Origin of the sequence: Streptomyces sp. NPDC051907 (assembly GCF_040681075.1) — a bacterium.
Lineage (GTDB): Bacteria > Actinomycetota > Actinomycetes > Streptomycetales > Streptomycetaceae > Streptomyces.
Genome location: NZ_JBFAYB010000022.1, coordinates 69,966 through 89,366, shown reverse-complemented (window position 1 = coordinate 89,366; position 19,401 = coordinate 69,966). Strand labels below are relative to the sequence as shown.

The following is a 19,401-nucleotide window of genomic DNA, read 5'->3' as shown; positions in this document are numbered from 1 at the left end:
CCGGGAAGGACTTGACCAGCTGCTTCGGGTCGAACAAGCCCCCGCCGACCCGCCCGGCCGGCTTGTGCCCGGCGGACAGCGCGTCCAGCGGCACCCGCCGGCTCGGCACCGCCGTGCTCGACCTGGCGGACGTGCAGCGCGTGCGCAGGGCGTCCGGAGGCACGGCGAACGACGTGCTGCTCGCGGTCGTCGCCGGCGGCCTGCGGCGCTGGATGGGCGAGCGCGGCGAGCGGCCCGCGTCCGACCCGCGCGCCCTGGTCCCGGTCTCCCGGCGCAGGCCCGGCAGCCCGCCCGGCACGGGCAACAAGCTCTCCGCGTATCTGCTCACGCTCCCCGTCCGCGACCCCGACCCGCGCTCCCGGCTGGCCTCCGTACGCGCCGAGATGGACCGGAACAAGGCCGCCGGGCCCTCGCGCGGCGCGGGCGCGGTGGCCGTGCTCGCCGACCAACTGCCGCCGCTGGCCCACCGGTTCGGGGCGTCGCTGGCGGGCGGAGCGGCCCGGATGCTCTTCGATGTCCTGGTCACCAGCGTGCCGCTGCCGCGCTCGGCGCTCTCGCTCGGCGGCTGCCCGCTGCGGGAGATCTACCCCATGGCGCCCCTCGCCCGTGGACAGTCCCTGGCCGTCGCCCTGACGACGTACGGCGGACGGGTGCACGCGGGCCTGGTCGCCGACGGCAAGGCGGTGCCCGACCTGGACCGTCTGGCGCACGCCCTGCGCGAGGAGCTGGCCGAGATGGTGGACGCGATCGGTCGGTAGGTCGGTCGCTGGGTCGGTCGAGAGATCGGATGGTTTAGATCGGACAGCTCGGCGAGCAACGGCAGGAAATCGCCCCTTCATGGGTGTTGACGGCCCCAAGCGACCCGATGAATATTCATCGTGATCGGCGAACGCAGTGACCCGCGAAGGCCAGGCGAGGGACGGCAGCGGCATGCGATGGAGCACGCTCGGACGCAGCAGGGTCGAGATCACCGAACTGTCCTTCGGCGCGGCCGCGATCGGCAATCTGTACGCCGCCGTCGACCCCGGCCAGGCCGCCGCCGCGATCGACGCCGCCTGGGACGTCGGCGTCCGCACCTTCGACACCGCGCCCCACTACGGCCTCGGGCTGTCCGAGCGCAGACTCGGCGAGGCGCTGCGCGGGCGCCCCCGCGACGCGTACACCCTCTCCACCAAGGTCGGCCGGCGCCTCGAGCCCTGTCCGCCCGACGGCGACGACTCGGCCAACGGCTTCGCCGTCCCCGCCGACCGCCGCAGGGTCTGGGACTTCAGCGCGGACGGTGTGCGCCGGAGCATCGAGGAGAGCCTGGAGCGCCTCGGCCTCGACCGGATCGACATCGCCTATCTGCACGACCCGGACGACCACGAGGAGGCGGCCTTCCGGCACGGTTATCCGGCGCTGGAGCGGCTGCGGGCCGAGGGGACCGTCGGCGCGATCGGCGCGGGCATGAACCAGGCGGACATGCTCGCCCGCTTCGTCCGGGACACCGACGTGGACGCCGTCCTGTGCGCCGGCCGCTACACCCTGCTCGACCAGAGCGCGCTCGTCGAGCTGCTGCCCGAGGCCGCCGCGCGCGGCACGAGCGTGGTGGTCGGCGGAGTGTTCAACTCCGGCCTGCTCGCCGATCCCCGCCCCGGCGCCTCGTACGACTACCGGCCCGCGCCCGACGACGTCCTTCAGCGGGCCCTGCGCGTCAGGGCCGTCTGCGAACGGCACGGCGTGCCCCTGCGGGCGGCGGCCCTGCACTACAGCCTCGGCCACCCCGCCGTGGCCGGCGTCCTGGTGGGCGCGCGGTCCGCCGCCGAGATCCGGGACGCGGCCGCCCTGCTCGGCCGCACGCTCCCGGCCGGGCTCTGGGACGAGCTGCGCGCGGAGAGGCTTCTGCCCAAGGAGGAGTCCCGCCCAGGGCTCCGCGCCGAGGCTGGCGACGAGAAGCTCCACGGCGACGGCGGCGACCGCGGCGACGAGGGGGAGTACGAGAGCGACGGCGCGGACACAGGCCTCCCCGGCATCCGGGAGCGGTGAGCCATGGCGGTCATCGACGCCCACCACCATGTGTGGGACCTGTCCATACGGGACCAGGAGTGGATCGCCGGCCCCGACATGACCCCCATCCGGCGCAGTTTCAGCCTCGACGACCTCGCCCCCGAGGCGCGCGCCGCGGGCGTTCGGGCCGGCGTCCTCGTCCAGACCGTCGCCGTCGCCAAGGAGACCCCGGAGTTCCTCGCCCTCGCCCATGGCAGCGACGTGGTCGCGGGTGTCGTCGGCTGGACCGACCTGACCGCCCCGGACGTCGCCGACGCCCTCGCCGCCCTGCGCGAACTCCCCGGCGGCGAGCGGCTCGTGGGCATCCGCCACCTGGTGCAGGCCGAGCCCGACCCCGCGTGGCTCCTCCGCCCCGACGTGCTGCGCGGCCTCGCCGCCGTGGCCGCCGCCGGCCTCGTCTACGACCTGGTGGTGCTCCCGGCCCAGCTGCCCGCGGCGGCCGAGGCGGCGGCCAGGACGCCCCAGCTCCCCTTCGTGCTCGACCATCTGGGCAAGCCGCCCATAGCGGCCCAGGAGCTGGAGCCGTGGGCGAGCGACGTGCGCGCGCTCGCGGCCCTGCCGAACACCGTCTGCAAGCTCTCCGGCATGGTCACCGAAGCGGCCTGGTCCACCTGGACCGTGCCTGACCTGGCGCCGTACGCGGACACCGTGCTGGACGCCTTCGGCCCCCACCGGCTGATGTTCGGCTCCGACTGGCCGGTGTGCCGGCTGGCGGCCTCCTACGGCGAGGTGGTCGCCGCGGCCCGCGCGCTCACGCACCGGCTCGACGACGACGAACGCCGCGCCGTCTTCGAGACCACCGCGGCCCGCGTCTACGGCCTGTGCGATGCGCGCGTCCACGGCCTGCGAGAAGACCCGTGAACGGGCGCCCGCCGTGCCGCTGCGGCACTCTGGACACATGCCGGAGCTGCCCGAAGTCGAAGCGCTGAGAGAGTTCCTCGGCGAGCATCTGGTGGGTCAGGAGATCGCCCGCGTGGTGCCGCTGGCGATCAGCGTGCTCAAGACGTACGACCCGCCGCTCAGCGCCCTCGAGGGCCAGACCGTCGCCGCCGTCGACCGGCACGGCAAATGGCTCGACCTCACCGCCGGCGAGCTCCATCTGGTCGTCCATCTCGCCCGCGCGGGCTGGCTCCAGTGGAAGGACGAGTTCCCGGCCGTGCCCCCGCGTCCCGGAAAGGGGCCGCTCGCCCTGCGGGCCTACCTCGCCTCCGGCGGCGGCTTCGACCTCACCGAGGCGGGCACCGCCAAGCGGCTCGCCGTCCACCTCGTACACGACGCGGCCGAAGTGCCCGGCGTCGCACGCCTGGGACCCGACCCGCTCGCCGACGACTTCGACCGCGCCGCCTTCGCCGCGCTGCTCGCCGGGGAGCGGCGGCAGATCAAGGGCGCGCTGCGCGACCAGAGCCTCGTCGCGGGCATCGGGAACGCCTATAGCGACGAGATTCTGCACGCGGCCAAGATGTCGCCGTTCAAGCCCGTGCAGAACCTGAGCGAGGACGAGACGACCCTGCTGTACGAGGCGCTGCGCGCGACGCTGAGCGAGGCCGTCGAACGCTCGCACGGAGTGGCGGCGGGCCGGCTCAAGGCCGAGAAGAAGAGCGGTCTGCGCGTCCACGGCCGCGCCGGGGAGCCGTGCCCGGTCTGCGGCGACATGATCCGCGAGGTCTCCTTCAGCGACTCCTCGCTGCAGTACTGCGCCACCTGTCAGACGGGCGGCAAGCCGCTCGCCGACCGCCGACTCTCGCGTCTGCTCAAGTAGCGGGAGGCAACCGAAGGGCCGCCGCGGCCGTGCTCGCGCTCGCCTTCGAGGACCTCCCCGAGGCCGCCGACTTCGGCTACTTCAGCGCGACCAGCGGCTTCCCGTCCCAGGTACGGACCTCCCAGCGGCCGATGTCCTTGCTCGGCAGGTCCGTGCCGCCCTCCACCTCCAGCGGCGCCTCGTGTCCGGGCGATCCCTTCATCCCGAAGCCGCCCTTCGGCACCGCCCAGGTGAGCACCGGGTGCTCGATGCCGTCCTTGCCGACCGCGACCAGGCGGCATCTGCCGGGCCCCGGCAGCTGCGACACCCGCATCGACACCGCCGTGCCCCACGCCCGGTCCTGCACCGCAGCAGACACCGTCACGCCCGTCGCGGCGTCCGTGGCCTCGACCCGCTGCGCGACGGAAGGATTCGGCCGTGAGGGGCTGCCGCCCGAGGAGCTTCGGACGGCCGCCGTCGCCGCGGGCAGGGCGACGATCAGCGCGGCGGCCGCGACGACCAGCCGCAGCCGCCGCCTGCGCCCATGCCGCCCCACTGCCGCCACCTGCTCGGTCAGCCGGTCCAGCAGCCGCTGCGAAGGACGGGTCTCGATCAGTCCGGGAACCGCCGCGACCTCGGACAACGCCGAGGCGACCGCGGTGAAGTCGGAGAGCTGGACGGCGCACTGTACGCAGTCGGACAGATGCTCCTCGAACCGGAACGCGTCCGCCGGCTCCAGGACGCCCAGAGCATAGGCGGCCACATCCCGGTGCCGCTGATGCCTGTCCATGGGGGTGCCTCGATTCGTCTCTTGCGCCGTGTGGTTCGTCCGATGCGATCCGTCGCCCACAAGTACGGGCCAAGTGCGCTCTGTGCTCAACATTCCCGCCACGGGCTGGGCCGCAGAGTCCGCGCAGTCCCCGCAGACGGGCCGGGGCCCACGCTCCACCGCCCCGAGCACGGCACAGCGCGGCCCCCGGAACGAGCGAGCGGCAGCGCCCCGCCGGGCTGCTCGGGACTCCGCGGACCGGGCGACGCGGCCCGTGGTCCCCGCCGCCGGGCGCGCATACACTCCGCAGCATGCTGCGCGTACTGGCCGTCGACGACGAGAGACCGGCGCTCGAGGAACTGCTCTACCTGCTCCGCTCCGACGCGCGCGTCCACAGCGCCGAAGGGGCCACCGACGCCACCGAGGCGCTGCGCCGCATCAGCCGCGCGCTGGAGGCGGGCCCGGACGGAGAGGACGGCATCGACGTCGTCTTCCTCGACATCCACATGGCCGGGCTCACCGGACTCGACGTCGCCAGGCTGCTCGCGGAGTTCGCCAGGCCGCCGCTGATCGTCTTCGTCACCGCCCACGAGGGCTTCGCCGTCCAGGCATTCGACCTCAAGGCCGTCGACTACGTCCTCAAGCCGGTGCGCCGCGAGCGGCTGGCGGAGGCCGTGCGCCGCGTCCGGGACCTGGCGCACTCGGCGCGCGAGGCGCGTCCCCTCGACTCCGCAGACCCCTCCGCGCACCCGGGGGCCGCCGCGCCCGCCGTTCCCCAGCAGGCTCCGGGCGTCGGGTCCGTGGAGCAGATCCCGGTCGAACTCGGCGGCGTCACCCGGTTCGTGCCGATCGACGACATCGCCTACGTCGAGGCCCAGGGCGACTACGCCCGACTGCACACCGAGGACGGCAGCCACCTGGTGCGCATCCCGCTGTCCACCCTGGAGGAGCGCTGGGCGCCCCGCGGGTTCGTACGGATCCACCGCAGCCATCTCGTGGCCCTCGGCCGGATCGACGAACTGCGCCTGGACGCCGGGACGACCACCGTCCGCGTCGGCGCGGCCGAGCTCGCCGTCAGCCGCCGCCACGCTCGCCAGCTGCGCGATCTGCTGATGCGGCACGCCCGCGGCTGACCGAGGGCGCCGCGGAGGAGGCCCTCGCCAGGACCCCGTGCCCGACCGTTCAACCGGTGACCCGTGCCTGACCGTTCGACCGCCCCGCGCAGCCGCTCGCCGCCCCGCGCCCGCCGCACGGCGACGGGCGTCCCCCGCCCACCGAGCCGCTCATGGATTCGGCCGCGGCCCTCCCCGGCCGGCGCCTAACCTTGATCGGGCAAGCGGAGAAGGGGCCTGATGTCCGACATCGAAGCACTGCTGGCGGAGCTCCGGAGCCTGCCGGCCACCCCGGTGTCCAGCGCCGGCGACCTCGAGACGCTGCTCGCCACGGCCAAGAGCGCCGCAGGGCGCTGGGCGGACGTGCTGTACGAGATCCAGGTCTCGGCGCGGGGACTGGTCGGCCCCCGCGCCGAGGCAGCCCTCGAAGTCGCCTTCCGCCGGGCCGAGGAGTCCTATGTCGAGCTGGAGATCGCGCTGAGCGACTGCGCCCAGCGCACGGGCCGCTGAGCGGCGGCCCCTTCGCCGTGCCGGCGCCCCGCGCCCTCGCGGCACGCTGGTCTCTACCGCAGGTCATCGCCCCTGCGTAGACTCCACGCTCCCGAGAGTCAGCCGACAGACGTGGGAGCGGACGACGATGTCTGCAGAGCAGCAGCCCCGCCGTGAGGTGGTCACCGGAGTGCCGCGCGGCGCCCGGCGCGCGCCCGGCCACGCCCCGGCCCGGTCCGAGATCAGCGAGCAGACGACGCTCGGTGCCACCTATGTCCGCTCGCTGATGCGCAGCCAGCTGCGGGCCGCGCTCTGGGCTCTCGGCGCGCTCGCCCTGGTCGTCGGCACGCTGCCGCTGCTCTTCGCGCTCCCCGCCGCCTTCGGCGGGTCGCTCGCCTCGATCGAGCCGTTCGTGTGGGCGTCCCTCGGCGTGGCCGCCTACCCGGTGCTGTGGCTGACCGCCCGCTGGTACGTACGCCGGGCCGAGCGCAACGAACGCGACTTCACCCGGCTCGTCGAAGGGCGCTGACGCGTGCCGGGGGGAACAGCGTGAACCAGGCCTACGCGGTGGCCGCCGTCACCGTCGTGGTCCTCGCCACCGTGCTCATCGGCGCGCTGGGACTGCGCATATCCCGTACCACCTCCGACTTCTACGTCGCCTCCCGCACCGTCAAGCCCGGCCTCAACGCCGCCGCCATCAGCGGCGAGTACCTCTCCGCCGCCTCCTTCCTCGGCATCGCGGGACTGGTCCTCCTCCAGGGCCCCGACATGCTCTGGTACCCGGTCGGCTACACCGCCGGCTACCTCGTCCTCCTCGTCCTCGTCGCGGCCCCGCTGCGCCGCTCGGGGGCGTACACCCTCTCCGACTTCGCCGAGGCCCGTCTCGAGTCGGCCGCCGTACGCCGCCTCGCCAGCCTCTTCGTCGTCGGCATCGGCTGGCTCTATCTGCTGCCGCAGCTCCAGGGCGCGGGGCTGACCCTGGAGATCCTGACGGGCGCGCCCGGCTGGGTCGGCGGGCTCGTCGTCGCCTTCGTCGTCACCGGGGCCGTCGCGGCGGGCGGCATGCGCAGCATCACCTTCGTCCAGGCCTTCCAGTACTGGCTCAAGCTCACCGCCCTGCTGGTGCCCGCCCTCTTCCTCGTCGCCGCCTGGGCGGGCGACGACGCGCCCCGCGCCGGCTTCGACGCGCCCGCCGTCTTCCGCGAGCACACCGCCGTACGGATCGACGACACCGTCCGCGTCGACGTCGACGAGCCGCTGACCCTCACCGTGTCCGGCGCCGTCGACGGGGTGCGGTACGAGGACCGCGTCGTCACCCTCGACGCCAGCACGCACCGCATCGCGGCCGGGACCACGCTGGAGTTCCCCCGGGGCGCGCGGGCGCCCGAGCGGGCGTCGTCGGGAGCGGACCCGGTCAGCTGGTCGCAGCCGCTGTCCGGGGGCCGGGACGGCTACCAGCTGTACGCGACGTACGGGCTCATCCTCGCCACGTTCCTGGGCACTATGGGGCTCCCGCATGTCGCCGTCCGCTTCTACACCAGCCCCAACGGCCGCGCCGCGCGCCGCACCACGCTGGTCGTCCTCGGGCTGATCGGGGCGTTCTATCTGCTGCCGCCTGTCTATGGCGCGCTCGGCCGGATCTACACGCCCGAACTCGCCCTCACCGGCGACGCGGACGCCGCGGTGCTGGTGCTGCCCGACCGGATCGTCGGCGGGCTCGCCGGGGATCTGCTGGGCGCGCTGCTGGCGGGCGGGGCGTTCGCCGCGTTCCTGTCGACGGCCTCCGGGCTGACCATGTCCGTCGCCGGGGTGCTCACCCAGGACGTGCTGCCCTCGCGCGGCGTACGGCACTTCCGGCTGGCGACCGTCCTCGCCATGGCGGTGCCGCTCGGGGTGAGCGTGGTGGCCACCAACGTGCCGGTCGCCGACGCGGTGGGGCTCGCCTTCGCCGTCTCCGCGTCCTCGTTCTGCCCGCTGCTGGTGCTGGGCATCTGGTGGCGGCGGCTCACCCCGCCCGGCGCGGGCGCGGGGCTCGTGGTCGGCGGCGGGTCCGCGCTCACGGCGGTGATGGCCACCCGCGCGGGGCTCGCCCCCGAGGGCTGGGCGCACACTCTGATGGCTTGGCCGGCCGTGTGGTCGGTGCCGCTGGGCTTTGTGACCATGGTCGTCGTGTCCCTGGCCACCCAGCGCCATGTGCCGCCCGGCGCGACCGCGATCCTCGCGCGGCTCCACCTGCCCGAGGACCTCGTCGGCAGACCCCAGCCCGAAGGAGCGCCACGATGAACGGGACGGGGCTGGAGTCCGAAGGAGCGGCACGATGAACGGGACGGGGCTAGCCGCCCTCGCGGCGGCGGGCGCGGTGCTGCTGGCGGTCGGCGTCGTACTGGGCCGGCTGACCGCGCGCCGGGGCGCCCGGCCCGACCTCGACCTCGGCACCCCCGTCGAACGCGCCACCTTCCACACCCTGCACACCGCCTCCCTCGCCGCGCCCCCGCTGCGCGCCGGGCTCACCGAGGACACCGCGCGCAAGGCCGCCCGGCGGCTGCGCTCCCTGCTGGGCACCGAGGCGCTCTGCCTGACCGACCGGGAGTCCGTGCTCGCCTGGGACGGGCCCGGCGCCGACCACCACCGGCAGGGGGTGATGGAGCGCGTCGCCGAGATGCTGGATACCGGGCGCAGCCAGAGCGTGCACACCGAGTGCGAGGACCTTCAGTGCCCGCTGCGCTGGGCTGTGATCGCCCCGCTGACCGGGGAGGAGGGTGTGCTCGGCGCGCTCGTCGCCTATGGGTCGCGGGAGTCGGCCGTCCGCGTGCGGGCCGCCGCCGAGGTGGCGCGCTGGGTCTCCGTGCAGCTGGAGCTGGCCGAGCTCGACCGCTCCCGCACCCGGCTCATCGAGGCGGAGATCCGCGCCCTGCGCGCCCAGATCTCGCCCCACTTCATCTTCAACTCGCTCGCCGCCATAGCCTCCTTCGTCCGCACCGACCCCGAGCGGGCGCGCGAGCTGCTGCTGGAGTTCGCCGACTTCACCCGCTACTCCTTCCGCAGGCACGGCGAGTTCACCAGCCTCGCCGACGAACTGCGCTCCATAGAGCAGTACTTGGCGCTCGCCGGGGCCCGATTCGGCGACCGGCTCAAGGTGACCCTCCAGGTCGCCCCGGAGGTGCTGCCGGTGACCCTGCCGTTCCTGTGCCTTCAGCCGCTGGTGGAGAACGCCGTCAAGCACGGCCTGGAGGACTCCAGGGGCGAGTGCCGGGTCACCATAGCGGCGCAGGACGCGGGCGCGGAGGCGATGGTGACCATCGAGGACGACGGCGTGGGCATGGACCCGGCGGTGCTGCGCGGGATCCTCGCGGGGGAGCGGACGGCGTCGTCGGGGGTCGGGCTCTGCAACGTCGACGAACGGCTGCGCCAGGTGTACGGGGACGAGCACGGGCTCGTCATCGAGACGGGCGTCGGCGCGGGCATGAAGATCACGGTCCGGATCCCCAAGTACCGTGCGGGCGTCCACGAGTCGGCGGGCCGCCGGTCCTCGGGCTGAGCTCGCGCGCCCGGCCCGGCGCCCGGCTCGGCTCCCGGCTCAGAAGAGGTGGATGGCCAGGTGGCTCAGCGGCAGCCCCAGCTCCCAGGCCGGAGTCCATATCTGCGCGGCCTCGTCGACGCTCGCGGCCGTCGGGTCGGGCGAGTACCACGGCTCGCTGTCGCCGAGGTCGGCCGCCAGCAGCTCCGTCATCCGCAGCCAGCTCCAGGCGTCCCGCGCGAGCGCGAGATCCGGGTCCCAGCCCCCGTCGAGATGCCGCTCGTGCTCCTCGCGGGCGGCCAGCCGCTCCTGCACCCACTCCTGCCAGGGATGGCCGTACGAGGTCAGGGAGAGCCACTCGTCGATACGGGCGACGGCTCTGACGCCCGCGAGCTCGTCCGCGCTGTCGCAGAGATAGATCGTCAGCGCGAGCGTCTGTCTGCCGGCCCGGAACTCCAGCGAGCCGGTCTCCACCAGAGCTCCCGTGCGCAGCATCTCGTCGGCGATGTACTCGGCGCAGAGCCACGCGATGGGAATCGCCAGCCCGCCTCCGCTGGTGCCGTTCGTGCTTTCGGGCTGCACCCTCTCCACCCTCTCCCCGGACGACTTCGTATGCCGACTCGACGACGAGCCTCCACCGTGAGACACGGCTGAGGATGCGGATTTACTCAACTTGAGCGTGAGGTTTCGCATACTGTCGCCTGCGCGACGAAACCCGAGGGGGACTAGACCACCACCGGGTCCCCCGGGACAGACGTGACGCTCCCGAGCCTGCCGCCCACGCGCCGTCTGACGCGCCCCGCCCGCGCTCCCCGAGGCCGGCATTTTCAGTCCCGCTGCCGATGTAGAGACGGCCGCCCGCGCCCCGAGGCCGGCATTTTCAGCCCAGCCGGCGTTTGAGGCGGACCTCGGCCCAAGGCGGCGGGCCATTCCAGCCCCGTCGGCGTTTGAGGCGGACCTCCGCCCCTCGCTGCCGGTCGAGAGACAGCCGCCCGCGCCTCAAGGCCGGCAATCTCAGCCCCGCCGGCGTTTGAGGCGCGGGGGTCTGGGGGCTGAGCCCCCACACCAGCCCGCCGGCGATTGAGGCGAGGTCAGCTCGCGCGACCCCGCGCCGACCCCGCCCTGCTGTACCCCGGCAGGCACCGCGCCAGCGCCCGCAGCCCGTAGTGGGAGCGGGACTTGACCGTCCCCGGCGGTATGCCCAGCGCCTGCGCCGCCTCGTTCACGCTCAGCCCGTGGAAATAGATCTGCACAAGCACGGCCCGGTGCTCCGGGCTCAGCGAGTCGACCGCCGCGCGGACGTCGAGCGCCGCCACCGCGCTCTCGGTGACGTCCGCCGGGTCCGCGGTCGTCGCCAGCACCCCGTCGCCGATCTCGGTCGGCCGCGCCATCCGTGAGCGGCGCGCGTCGATCGCGAGACGGCGGCCGACCGTGAAGAGCCACGGCCGCATCGACTCGTACGGCGCGTCGAACGCCTCCGGATGCTGCCAGGCCCGCACGAGCGTCTCCTGGAGCAGGTCCTCCGCTCGCTGCTGGTCTCCATAGGTCAGGTTGACCAGGAAGCTCAGCAGCGCGGGGCCGTGTTCGCGCTGCAGTTCCGCCATGGCCCGCTCGTCGGTCGTCGTCGCCCCCGAGGCGGACGCGGTAGCCGTCGCCGTCGCCATTGCCAACACCCTTTCGCGCAGAGTCCGCCGCTACCTGGCGTATACGAGCGCATCCGGGCGCGCGGGGACAGCCCGCGTACCGCTGTCGTCGCCGAGCGGTCGCACCGAGCGACGAATGGTGCGGCGAACGGTCGGCCGGAGCAAGCCGGGCCGGGCCGAAGGGGTCCTCTCCCGGAGCGGGTCGGCTTGTCGCTTGACTCGGCCTCTCCTCCCCTGTGAATTCAGATAATCCTATTTATCCGCATTCGCACGGTACGGAGCCCGGCCGATGACCAAGCGCGCCCCCCACCGAACGGCTGCCTTCGCCGCCGTACTCTTCGGAACCGCCGCCGGCTGCGCCGGAGCGCAGGACTCCGCCTCCGAGCCGCCCCGCGGGGGGTCCGCTCCGCCCGCCACCGCCCCCCACGGCGCCCCCGGCCTGCGCGGCTTCACCCTCGTCGCCACCGGCGACGTGCTCCCGCACGACTCCGTCATCCGCCAGGCGAAGCTGGACGCTGCGGGCGACGGCTACGACTTCCGTCCGATGCTCGCCGGGGTCAAGCCCGTCGTCTCCGGCGCGGACCTGGCCATCTGTCATATGGAGACCGTGTACGGCGAGAACGGCGACTACACCGGCTACCCCGCCTTCAAGTCGCCGCCGCAGATCGCCTGGGCCCTCGCCGACGCCGGCTACGACTCCTGCTCCACCGCCTCCAACCACGCCCTCGACGACGGCGCCGCCGGAGTGCGCCGTACGCTCGACGCCCTCGACGAGGCGGGCGTCCAGCACGCGGGGTCCGCCCGCACGGCCGCCGAGGCCGAACGCCCCGCCTGGCTCACCGCCGGAGGCGCCTGGGTCGCCCAACTGGCCTATACCTTTGGCACCAATGACTACCCGATGCCCGAGGGGCAGCCCTGGGCCGTCAACCTCATCGACGAGAGGAAGATCGTCGAGGACGCCCGGGCCGCCCGGCGGGCCGGCGCGGACGTCGTGGTCGTGAGCCTGCACTGGGGCACGGAGTGGGAGACCGACCCCGACGGCCAGCAGCTGAGCCTCGGCAGGGTGCTCACCGCCTCCAGGACCGACGGCCGGCCGGACATCGATCTGATCCTGGGCACCCACGCCCATGTCCCGCAGGCGTACGAGAAGGTCAACGGCACCTGGGTCGTCTACGGCATGGGCGACCAGATCGCCGGAACGATGATCAACTACTCGGGCGCTCCCGACCCCCGCGGCAACCAGAGCTCCATCGGGCGCTTCACCTTCGCGCCGCCCAGGACCCACGGCGAGCGCTGGAGGGTGAGCCGGGCGGAGTTCATCCCGCAGTGGATGGACACGGAAGCCGGACGGGTCGTCAACCTGCCCGCCGCGCTGAGCGGCGGCGAGGGCCCCGAGGAGTACAAGCAGGCCCAGTCGGCGATCCGGGAGGCGGTACTGGGCCGCGGCGGTGCCGAGGACGGCCTCACCAAGGGCCGTTGAGCCGCCAAGCCGCTAGGCCGTTCGGCGGACAGCGGCTGACGTTCACCCTCCGCCAGCTCCCGCTACAGAACCACTGCCACCGGCCAGCGGACACCCGACCGGTCCCCGCGGCCGGCGCCCCCGCGTTCCCCCGCACCCAGCCCCCGCTACGGAACCACCGTCACCGGCCAGCGCCCCGCCTTCACCAGCCGGACCGCCACCGAGCCGATCAGCCGGTGCCCCGCCGACTCCGACGCGCCCACCACCACCGCGTCCGCCTTCAGATCGTCGGCGGCGGCCACCAGACCGCTGTACGGATCGCCGCGGAAGGTGTGGAACTCCCAGCGGACGTCCCAGATCCCTCTCACCCGCTCGGCGGCCGTGCGGATCTCGGCCGCCAGCTCCTCGGCGATCTCCTCGGTCGTGCCGGCCACCGGCGCGCCCAGCGCCGCGCCCGCCGGCATCACCGGCTGGACGTACACGATGGCCAGCAGGGCGTTCTGCCGCCGGGCCAGCCCGCTCGCGTACGCCGCCGCGCGCAGGGAGGAGTCGGATCCGTCCACCCCGACGACGATCACCTTCGGGCCGTCCGTACCGCGTTCGAACCGGTGCGGCTGCTGCTGGGGCTGCTGCTCTGTCACGCCTTCGAGGCTAGCCGCTCCCGACAGGCGGCCCGAGGGCGCTCTCCCTAGAGTGCTGAGCATGAGTGTCACCGTGGAGGAGCTCGCTCCCACCCGGAGCGGCTGGCAGAGCAGGGTGCCCGGGGCGTTCGCGATGTTCTTCGCCCTGCTCGGGGTGTTCTGCGTCCTCATCTCGCTCATTCCATGGCTTCGGCATGTGCTGCGCCCCGTCGTGGAGTTCCTGGACCGCGTCGCCGTCCCCGTGAGCGCGAACCTCGCCTACGCCGTCTTCCTGCTGCTGCTCGCCGCCGCGATCGGCGCCCGCAAGAAGGCGGCGTGGTGGCTCGTCGTCGCCTATCTGGCGCTGCTGGTGATCGCCGATGTGCTGGTGCTGGCCTTCGACCACGAATGGAGCTGGCTCCCCAACCTCGTGGTGTGCCTGATCGCGCTGGCGATCCTGATCCTGGCGCGCGGGGAGTTCTACGCCCGGACCCGGCGCGGCGCCCTGCTGCGCGCGCTGCTCGTGCTCGTCCTCGGGCTCGCCGTCGGCGTGCTGGTCGGCTGGGGTCTGGTGGAGGCCTTCCCCGGCACGCTCCCCAGCGACCAGCGGCTGCTGTGGGCCGCCAACCGGGTTCTCGGCGGGCTGGCCTCCGGCGACCAGTTCGACGGGACGCCGCCTCGCCCGCTCTTCTTCCTCCTCGGCCTGTTCGGCGCGATCGCCCTGCTCAGCGCCGCCGCCACGCTCTTTCGCTCGCAGCGCATGGAGGCGGCCCTGCACGGCGACGAGGAGCCCCGCATCAGGGCGCTGCTCGGCGCGTACGGCTCCCAGGACTCGCTCGGCTACTTCGCCACCCGCCGCGACAAGGCCGTCGTCTTCTCGCCCAACGGCAAGGGGGCCGTCACCTACCGCGTCGAGGCGGGCGTCGCCCTCGCGAGCGGCGACCCGGTCGGCGACCGCGAGGCGTGGACCCCCGCCATTGAGGCCTGGCTCGAGGTCGCCCGACGGTACGCCTGGGCCCCGGCCGTCATGGGCGCCTCCGAGGAGGGCGCGCGCGTCTTCGCCCGCTCGGGGCTCGGCGCGATCCAGCTCGGCGACGAAGCGATCTTGCAGGTCGCCCGGTTCGATCTGGACGGCCGCGACATGCGCGTCACCCGGCAGGCCGTCAACCGCGTCAAGCGGACCGGGGCCGCCACCCGCGTCCGCCGCCACTCGGCCCTGACCGAGGAGGAGATGCGGCGCATCGTCGACAAGGCCGACGCCTGGCGCGACACCGAGACCGAGCGCGGCTTCTCGATGGCGCTCGACCGGCTCGGCGACCCGGCCGACGGCGACTGCCTGCTCGTCGAGGCCTTCGACGACAAGGGCGACCTGATCGCCCTGCTCTCCTTCGTGCCCTGGGGCCGGGACGGCGTGTCGCTCGATCTGATGCGCCGTGACCGCACCGCGCCCAACGGCGTCATGGAGTTCATGGTCGCCGAACTGTGCGGACAGGCCGGCAAGCTCGGCATCCGCCGGATCTCCCTCAACTTCGCCGTCTTCCGCTCCGCCTTCGAGGAGGGCGCCCGCATCGGCGCGGGCCCGGTCCTGCGGCTCTGGCGCAGACTGCTGCTCTTCTTCTCCAAGTGGTGGCAGCTGGAGGCGCTGTACCGGTCCAACGTCAAGTACCAGCCGGAGTGGTATCCCCGCTTCCTCTGCTTCGGCGACGCGGGCTCCCTGGCCCGGGTCGGCCTCGCCTCCGGGATCGCCGAGGGCTTCGTGTCCGTGCCGAGCCTGCGCAAGCTCTGGGGGAAGGGCAGGGGCCGGCCCAGGGGCGTGGTCAGCCCCGTCACCACCGCCGGGCTGCCGTCCATCGACTCGCTCGGCTTGGTCGGGCCGGACTCGCCCGCGGAGCTCCAGGAGCAGCGGCTGCCCGAGCAGGTCCGCATCCGCCACCGCAAGCTGGACCGGCTGCGCGCGGACGGCGTCGACCCGTACCCCGTGGGCATCGCGAAGCGCACCATGACCCTCGGCGAGATCCGCGCCGCGCACCCCGACCCGGTCCCCGGCGCCCGCAGCGGCGGGCAGGCGACCGTGGCGGGGCGGGTGATGGTCGTACGCGACCTGGGCGGCGTCGTCTTCGCGGTGCTGCGCGACTGGTCGGGCGACCTCCAGCTGGTCCTCACCCGCGACGGCGCGGGAGCGGAGGTGCTGAAGAAGTTCACCTCCGACGTCGACTTCGGCGACCACATCACCGCGACCGGCGAGATCGGCGTCAGCGACAAGGGCGAGCTCTCGGTCTTCGTCGCGCAGTGGCAGCTGACCGGCAAGTGCCTGCGCCCGCTGCCCGACAAGCGGCGCGGTCTGGCCGACCCCGAGGCCCGGGTCCGCCGCCGCTATCTGGACCTGGTCGCCAGCCCCATCGCCCGGGACGTGGTGCGCCACCGCTCGACGGCCGTGCAGGCGCTGCGGCAGGGCCTGCTGGACCGCGGCTATCTCGAGGTCGAGACGCCGATGCTGCAGCAGATCCACGGCGGCGCGAACGCCCGCCCCTTCACCACGCACATCAACGCCTACGACCTCGACCTCTATCTGCGCATCGCCCCCGAGCTGTATCTGAAGCGGCTGTGCGTGGGCGGCATGGAGAAGGTCTTCGAGATGGGCCGCACCTTCCGCAACGAGGGCGTCTCCTACAAGCACAACCCCGAGTTCACGATGCTCGAGGCGTATCAGGCGTTCGCCGACTACGACGTGATGCTCGACCTGACCCGCGAGCTGATCCAGGGCGCGGCGACCGCCGCCTTCGGATCCCCGGTCGCGCACAAGGCGGGCCCCGACGGCAAGCTCGTCGAGCACGACATCTCCGGCCCCTGGCCGGTCAAGACGCTGTACGGAGCGGTGTCCGAGGCGCTGGGCGAGGAGGTCGACGCCGACACGGACGAACAGGCGCTGCGCCGACTCTGCGACCAGGCGGGCGTGCCGCACACGCCCGACGACACGCGCGGCGACGTGGTGCTGGAGATGTACGAGCGGCTCGTCGAGGAGCGCACCAAGGCGCCCACCTTCTACAAGGACTTCCCCACCGACGTATCCCCCCTGACCCGCCAGCACCGGCGCGATCCTCGGCTCGCCGAGCGCTGGGACCTGGTCGCCTTCGGCACCGAGCTGGGCACCGCCTACTCGGAGCTGACCGATCCGGTGGAGCAGCGGCGCCGGCTCACCGCGCAGTCGCTGCTCGCGGCGGGCGGCGACCCGGAGGCGATGGAGCTCGACGAGGACTTCCTGGACGCGCTGGAGTACGCCATGCCGCCGACCGGCGGGCTGGGCATCGGGGTCGACCGGCTCGTCATGTTCCTCACCGGGCTGACGATCCGTGAGACGCTGCCCTTCCCGCTGGTGCGCCGCGGCTGACCGCGACCCGCGAGGGGCGTTGGCCCGCGATGCGAGGCGGGCGCTGACGACGACGCGAGGCGGGCGCTGACGGCGATGCGTGAGAGGGGCGCTGACCGCGTCGGTCGGCTGCCGTCCCGTACTGCTCTCTTCGGGTAGTTTCGGCGGGGCGGCCGGTGTGGATGGGGCTCACGGCGCGTAAGCCATGCGAGCAGTTGGTCATGAAAAAGGATCAGATGCCGCTCGGACGGCGGTCGGTGCTCCAGGCCGCCGCATGCCTCGGTGCAGCCGCCACCCTCGGGCTGCTCTTCACCGACCGGGCGCAGACCGCTCGCGGCCGCGCCGCCCCGAGTCCGGCGGCGGGGCCGTCCCCGAGTCCGGCGCCCGGTCCGGTCCCGGCCGCCGCGGGACCGCCGCTGAAGGCGACCTCCTACCGCCTCCAGCCGATGACGGGGCACGGACCGCCCCAGCTCCGCCGCGCGCTGCCGCCGGTGCGCAAGAGGCCCTTCGAGAGGATCTCCGACGCGGGCCGCGACATGGTCCTCACCTTCGACGACGGGCCCGACCCCCGCTACACCCCGGGCATCCTCAGCACGCTGCGCCGCCACGGCGTGCGCGCGATGTTCTTCGTCTGCGGCGAGATGGCCGTCGACAACCGCGACCTGCTGCGCGAGATGGCCGACGACGGCCATGTCGTCGGCAACCACTCCTGGTCGCATCCGCTGATCCCCAAGCTGCCGCCGTCGGCCATCCGCGAGGAGCTGGGCCGCACCAGCGAGGTGATCGAGAAGACGCTGGGCGAGGCGCCGCTCTGGTACCGGGCGCCCTTCGGCGCGTGGAACCGGCACTCCTTCGAGATCGGCGCGGAGCTCGGCATGGAGCCCCTCGCCTGGACCCTCGACACGCTCGACTGGACCGAGCCCGGCGCCGGCGCGATCGTCAAAAGGGTGCGGGCCGGGGCCGGCCCCGGGGTGATCGTCCTGTCGCACGACGCGGGCGGCGACCGCTCGGGGAGCGTGACGGCGCTGCGCCGGTATCTGCCGGAGCTGCTGGAGGACGGGTACCGGATGACCGTGCCGCCGCGGTGAGGGGCGCGGCGGCCGCGGCCCGGACGCGTGCGCAGGGAGCGGTGCCCCGGCGGTCAGTAGGTCTTGACCATGCGGGCGAAGACCACGACGTTCCCGTCGTAGCCGTTCGCCTTCGAGTAGCCGCCGCCGCAGGTGATGACCCGCAGCTCGGCCTGCCCGGTGTCGCCGTACACCCGAACGCCCGGGAAGTCGTGCTTGGCGAAGACCTCCACGCCGTACACCTCGAAGACCGCGGTCTTGCCGTCGAGCCGGGCCACGTCGATCTGCTGGCCCTTCTCGATGGCGCCGAGTCCGTAGAAGACGGCGGGCCCGGACAGGTTGTCGACGTGGCCGACGACGACCGCGGTGCCGCGCTGGCCGGGGGAGATGCCGTTCTGGTACCAGCCGGCGATGTTGGGGTCCTGCGCCGGGGGCGCCTGGATCCAGCCGTCCTGGTCCAGGCCGACGTCCATGAGCGGGGCGTCCACGCTGATCGAGGGGATGCTCACCCGGGCCGCGGGGGAGTACGGCAGCGGCTCCATCGGGACCGGGAGGAAGGTCTCGCCCTGGGCGCTGCTCGCCAGCGCGGCGGGCTGGGGCGGGCCCAGCGCGACGTCCACGCCGTTCCTTATCAACGCCACCCCGCTGAGCAGAGCGAGGGCCAGCGCGCCCCAGGGCGAGCGTCTCCTCGACTCCGAGCCGCCGTAGTGCAGGCCCATAGTTCTCCCTTCGCAGCGTCTGAACGCAACGTAAGCGCGCTGCGCCCGGGCGGCGAGGAGAGAGAGGCGAACGGGTGGCGGGCCCGTCGTGCTGGCCCATCCGAGGCATCAGTCCGATAAAAGGTTCTGGCGGTCTGTGACCTGCGGCTCCGTCGGCTCCTCCCGGCGCGTCGTCGGCGTGTCGCTCACCGTAGTGGACCAGTGCCGAAATGCGGCTTCTGTTGGGCCCAGTGAGGGTTCGTCATGAAAGGCGTACTCGTCGAATTTCCCGGAGCACGGCTTTGGGGCGCCTTTCAACAGGAGGTTCAACGATGCGTGCTTCACGCGCTTTCGCAGTGGCCGCGGCCGCCTGCGCGGTCGTCGGGCTCTCTGCCCCTCTGGCCGCCGCCGGCGGCGACGGCCAGGGCGGCAACGGCCCCATCAATGTCAACGTCAATCCCCAGTCCGTCCACCCGGGCGGCACCCTGACGATCACGGTCCAGGGCTGCGACCGCGGTGGGACGGTCACGTCCAACGCCTTCCGGCAGGTCAACCTCTCCGACAGCCGTTCGGGCACGGCGACGGCCATCGCGCGGATCAACGACAACGCGACGCCGGGCCAGTACAGCCTGGCGGTCCGGTGCAACGACAACTCGTCGGTGGCGTCCGCCCACTTCACCGTGCTCTCCGGCCGGGGCGCACAGGGCGGTCTCGGCGGCTCGGTCGGCCCCAGCTCCACCGAGATGGCGATCGGCGTCGGCCTCGTCGCCACGGCAGCGGTCGGCGGCGGCGTGTTCGTCGCCCGTCGCCGCCGTCTGGTCAGCGGAAAGGTCTGATCGGCCGAACCTCCCGGTCGGCCCCCACCGCCCGTCGCCC

At 73.4% G+C, this 19,401-nt stretch carries 18 protein-coding genes; 13 read left to right on the top strand and 5 right to left on the bottom strand.

The window, feature by feature from the left end:
- The 4 genes from AB0M39_RS15155 to AB0M39_RS15140 form a co-directional block, all read left to right on the top strand.
- Window positions 1-758, top strand: a 758-nt coding sequence (locus tag AB0M39_RS15155; RefSeq protein ID WP_365364206.1) for a WS/DGAT domain-containing protein, incomplete at its 5' end; no start/stop codon positions are given.
- 172 nt (window positions 759-930) lie between these two features.
- Entirely contained in the window at window positions 931-2,025 is a 1,095-nt protein-coding gene (locus AB0M39_RS15150) for an aldo/keto reductase (RefSeq protein ID WP_365364204.1), read from the top strand.
- 3 nt (window positions 2,026-2,028) lie between these two features.
- Window positions 2,029-2,907 (top strand): amidohydrolase family protein, encoded by an 879-nt coding sequence (locus AB0M39_RS15145; protein WP_365364202.1) that lies wholly within the window; start codon window positions 2,029-2,031, stop codon window positions 2,905-2,907.
- Window positions 2,908-2,944: 37 nt separating this feature from the next.
- The gene (locus AB0M39_RS15140; RefSeq protein WP_365364210.1) at window positions 2,945-3,805 is read left to right on the top strand and encodes a DNA-formamidopyrimidine glycosylase family protein; all 861 of its coding nucleotides are present in this window, start codon (window positions 2,945-2,947) and stop codon (window positions 3,803-3,805) included.
- Window positions 3,806-3,881: 76 nt separating this feature from the next.
- On the opposite strand, the gene AB0M39_RS15135 is transcribed toward AB0M39_RS15140, so the two are convergent.
- On the bottom strand, window positions 3,882-4,574 hold the full coding sequence (locus tag AB0M39_RS15135) for a zf-HC2 domain-containing protein (protein WP_365364200.1): 693 nt from the start codon (window positions 4,572-4,574) through the stop codon (window positions 3,882-3,884).
- Window positions 4,575-4,864: 290 nt separating this feature from the next.
- Here AB0M39_RS15135 and AB0M39_RS15130 point away from each other — a divergent pair, with 290 nt between their 5' ends.
- The 5 genes from AB0M39_RS15130 (at window position 4,865) to AB0M39_RS15110 (ending at window position 9,692) form a co-directional block, all read left to right on the top strand.
- Complete coding sequence (locus AB0M39_RS15130) at window positions 4,865-5,686, top strand: LytTR family DNA-binding domain-containing protein (RefSeq protein ID WP_365364198.1); 822 nt, start codon at window positions 4,865-4,867, stop codon at window positions 5,684-5,686.
- Between the two features lie 219 nt (window positions 5,687-5,905).
- Window positions 5,906-6,175 (top strand): hypothetical protein, encoded by a 270-nt coding sequence (locus tag AB0M39_RS15125; protein ID WP_365364196.1) that lies wholly within the window; start codon window positions 5,906-5,908, stop codon window positions 6,173-6,175.
- A 127-nt stretch (window positions 6,176-6,302) separates the two neighbouring features.
- On the top strand, window positions 6,303-6,683 hold the full coding sequence (locus AB0M39_RS15120; RefSeq protein WP_365364194.1) for a hypothetical protein: 381 nt from the start codon (window positions 6,303-6,305) through the stop codon (window positions 6,681-6,683).
- Window positions 6,684-6,703: 20 nt separating this feature from the next.
- The gene (locus AB0M39_RS15115; RefSeq protein ID WP_365364192.1) at window positions 6,704-8,437 is read left to right on the top strand and encodes a cation acetate symporter; all 1,734 of its coding nucleotides are present in this window, start codon (window positions 6,704-6,706) and stop codon (window positions 8,435-8,437) included.
- A gap of 34 nt (window positions 8,438-8,471) precedes the next feature.
- The gene (locus tag AB0M39_RS15110) at window positions 8,472-9,692 is read left to right on the top strand and encodes a histidine kinase (RefSeq protein ID WP_365364190.1); all 1,221 of its coding nucleotides are present in this window, start codon (window positions 8,472-8,474) and stop codon (window positions 9,690-9,692) included.
- Window positions 9,693-9,731: 39 nt separating this feature from the next.
- Here the strand turns inward: AB0M39_RS15110 and AB0M39_RS15105 are convergent, their stop codons facing one another.
- Window positions 9,732-10,253, bottom strand: a complete 522-nt coding sequence (locus AB0M39_RS15105) for a hypothetical protein (RefSeq protein ID WP_365364188.1) — start codon at window positions 10,251-10,253, stop codon at window positions 9,732-9,734.
- Between the two features lie 509 nt (window positions 10,254-10,762).
- Window positions 10,763-11,335, bottom strand: coding sequence for a sigma-70 family RNA polymerase sigma factor (locus tag AB0M39_RS15100; protein WP_365364186.1), 573 nt, complete (start codon window positions 11,333-11,335; stop codon window positions 10,763-10,765).
- A 268-nt stretch (window positions 11,336-11,603) separates the two neighbouring features.
- On the opposite strand from AB0M39_RS15100, the gene AB0M39_RS15095 reads away from it, so the two are divergent.
- The gene (locus AB0M39_RS15095; protein WP_365364184.1) at window positions 11,604-12,794 is read left to right on the top strand and encodes a CapA family protein; all 1,191 of its coding nucleotides are present in this window, start codon (window positions 11,604-11,606) and stop codon (window positions 12,792-12,794) included.
- A gap of 146 nt (window positions 12,795-12,940) precedes the next feature.
- Here the strand turns inward: AB0M39_RS15095 and AB0M39_RS15090 are convergent, their stop codons facing one another.
- The gene (locus AB0M39_RS15090) at window positions 12,941-13,414 is read right to left on the bottom strand and encodes a universal stress protein (protein WP_365364182.1); all 474 of its coding nucleotides are present in this window, start codon (window positions 13,412-13,414) and stop codon (window positions 12,941-12,943) included.
- A gap of 61 nt (window positions 13,415-13,475) precedes the next feature.
- Here AB0M39_RS15090 and lysX point away from each other — a divergent pair, with 61 nt between their 5' ends.
- Both lysX and AB0M39_RS15080 read left to right on the top strand, forming a co-directional pair.
- Window positions 13,476-16,781 carry a bifunctional lysylphosphatidylglycerol synthetase/lysine--tRNA ligase LysX gene (lysX, locus tag AB0M39_RS15085; RefSeq protein ID WP_365364180.1) on the top strand — a complete coding sequence of 1,102 codons (3,306 nt, stop codon included), beginning with the start codon at window positions 13,476-13,478 and terminating at the stop codon, window positions 16,779-16,781.
- 200 nt (window positions 16,782-16,981) lie between these two features.
- Window positions 16,982-17,848 (top strand): polysaccharide deacetylase family protein, encoded by an 867-nt coding sequence (locus tag AB0M39_RS15080; protein ID WP_365364178.1) that lies wholly within the window; start codon window positions 16,982-16,984, stop codon window positions 17,846-17,848.
- Window positions 17,849-17,901: 53 nt separating this feature from the next.
- Here AB0M39_RS15080 and AB0M39_RS15075 read toward each other — a convergent pair whose 3' ends face one another.
- Window positions 17,902-18,546 (bottom strand): class F sortase, encoded by a 645-nt coding sequence (locus tag AB0M39_RS15075; protein ID WP_365364176.1) that lies wholly within the window; start codon window positions 18,544-18,546, stop codon window positions 17,902-17,904.
- A 311-nt stretch (window positions 18,547-18,857) separates the two neighbouring features.
- Between AB0M39_RS15075 and AB0M39_RS15070 the strand changes: the two genes are divergently transcribed.
- Window positions 18,858-19,361, top strand: a complete 504-nt coding sequence (locus tag AB0M39_RS15070; protein WP_365364174.1) for a hypothetical protein — start codon at window positions 18,858-18,860, stop codon at window positions 19,359-19,361.
- Window positions 19,362-19,401 lie beyond the last annotated feature (40 nt).

Excerpts from the sequence above, each read along its gene's own strand:
- AB0M39_RS15150 (WP_365364204.1), top strand. The coding sequence starts at position 931 with ATGCGATGGAGCACGCTCGGACGCAGCAGGGTCGAGATCACCGAACTG.
- AB0M39_RS15145 (WP_365364202.1), top strand. The coding sequence starts at position 2,029 with ATGGCGGTCATCGACGCCCACCACCATGTGTGGGACCTGTCCATACGG.
- AB0M39_RS15140 (WP_365364210.1), top strand. The coding sequence starts at position 2,945 with ATGCCGGAGCTGCCCGAAGTCGAAGCGCTGAGAGAGTTCCTCGGCGAG.
- AB0M39_RS15135 (WP_365364200.1), bottom strand. The coding sequence starts at position 4,574 with ATGGACAGGCATCAGCGGCACCGGGATGTGGCCGCCTATGCTCTGGGC.
- AB0M39_RS15130 (WP_365364198.1), top strand. The coding sequence starts at position 4,865 with ATGCTGCGCGTACTGGCCGTCGACGACGAGAGACCGGCGCTCGAGGAA.
- AB0M39_RS15125 (WP_365364196.1), top strand. The coding sequence starts at position 5,906 with ATGTCCGACATCGAAGCACTGCTGGCGGAGCTCCGGAGCCTGCCGGCC.
- AB0M39_RS15120 (WP_365364194.1), top strand. The coding sequence starts at position 6,303 with ATGTCTGCAGAGCAGCAGCCCCGCCGTGAGGTGGTCACCGGAGTGCCG.
- AB0M39_RS15110 (WP_365364190.1), top strand. The coding sequence starts at position 8,472 with ATGAACGGGACGGGGCTAGCCGCCCTCGCGGCGGCGGGCGCGGTGCTG.
- AB0M39_RS15100 (WP_365364186.1), bottom strand. The coding sequence starts at position 11,335 with ATGGCGACGGCGACGGCTACCGCGTCCGCCTCGGGGGCGACGACGACC.
- AB0M39_RS15095 (WP_365364184.1), top strand. The coding sequence starts at position 11,604 with ATGACCAAGCGCGCCCCCCACCGAACGGCTGCCTTCGCCGCCGTACTC.
- lysX (WP_365364180.1), top strand. The coding sequence starts at position 13,476 with ATGAGTGTCACCGTGGAGGAGCTCGCTCCCACCCGGAGCGGCTGGCAG.
- AB0M39_RS15080 (WP_365364178.1), top strand. The coding sequence starts at position 16,982 with ATGAAAAAGGATCAGATGCCGCTCGGACGGCGGTCGGTGCTCCAGGCC.
- AB0M39_RS15075 (WP_365364176.1), bottom strand. The coding sequence starts at position 18,546 with ATGGGCCTGCACTACGGCGGCTCGGAGTCGAGGAGACGCTCGCCCTGG.
- AB0M39_RS15070 (WP_365364174.1), top strand. The coding sequence starts at position 18,858 with ATGCGTGCTTCACGCGCTTTCGCAGTGGCCGCGGCCGCCTGCGCGGTC.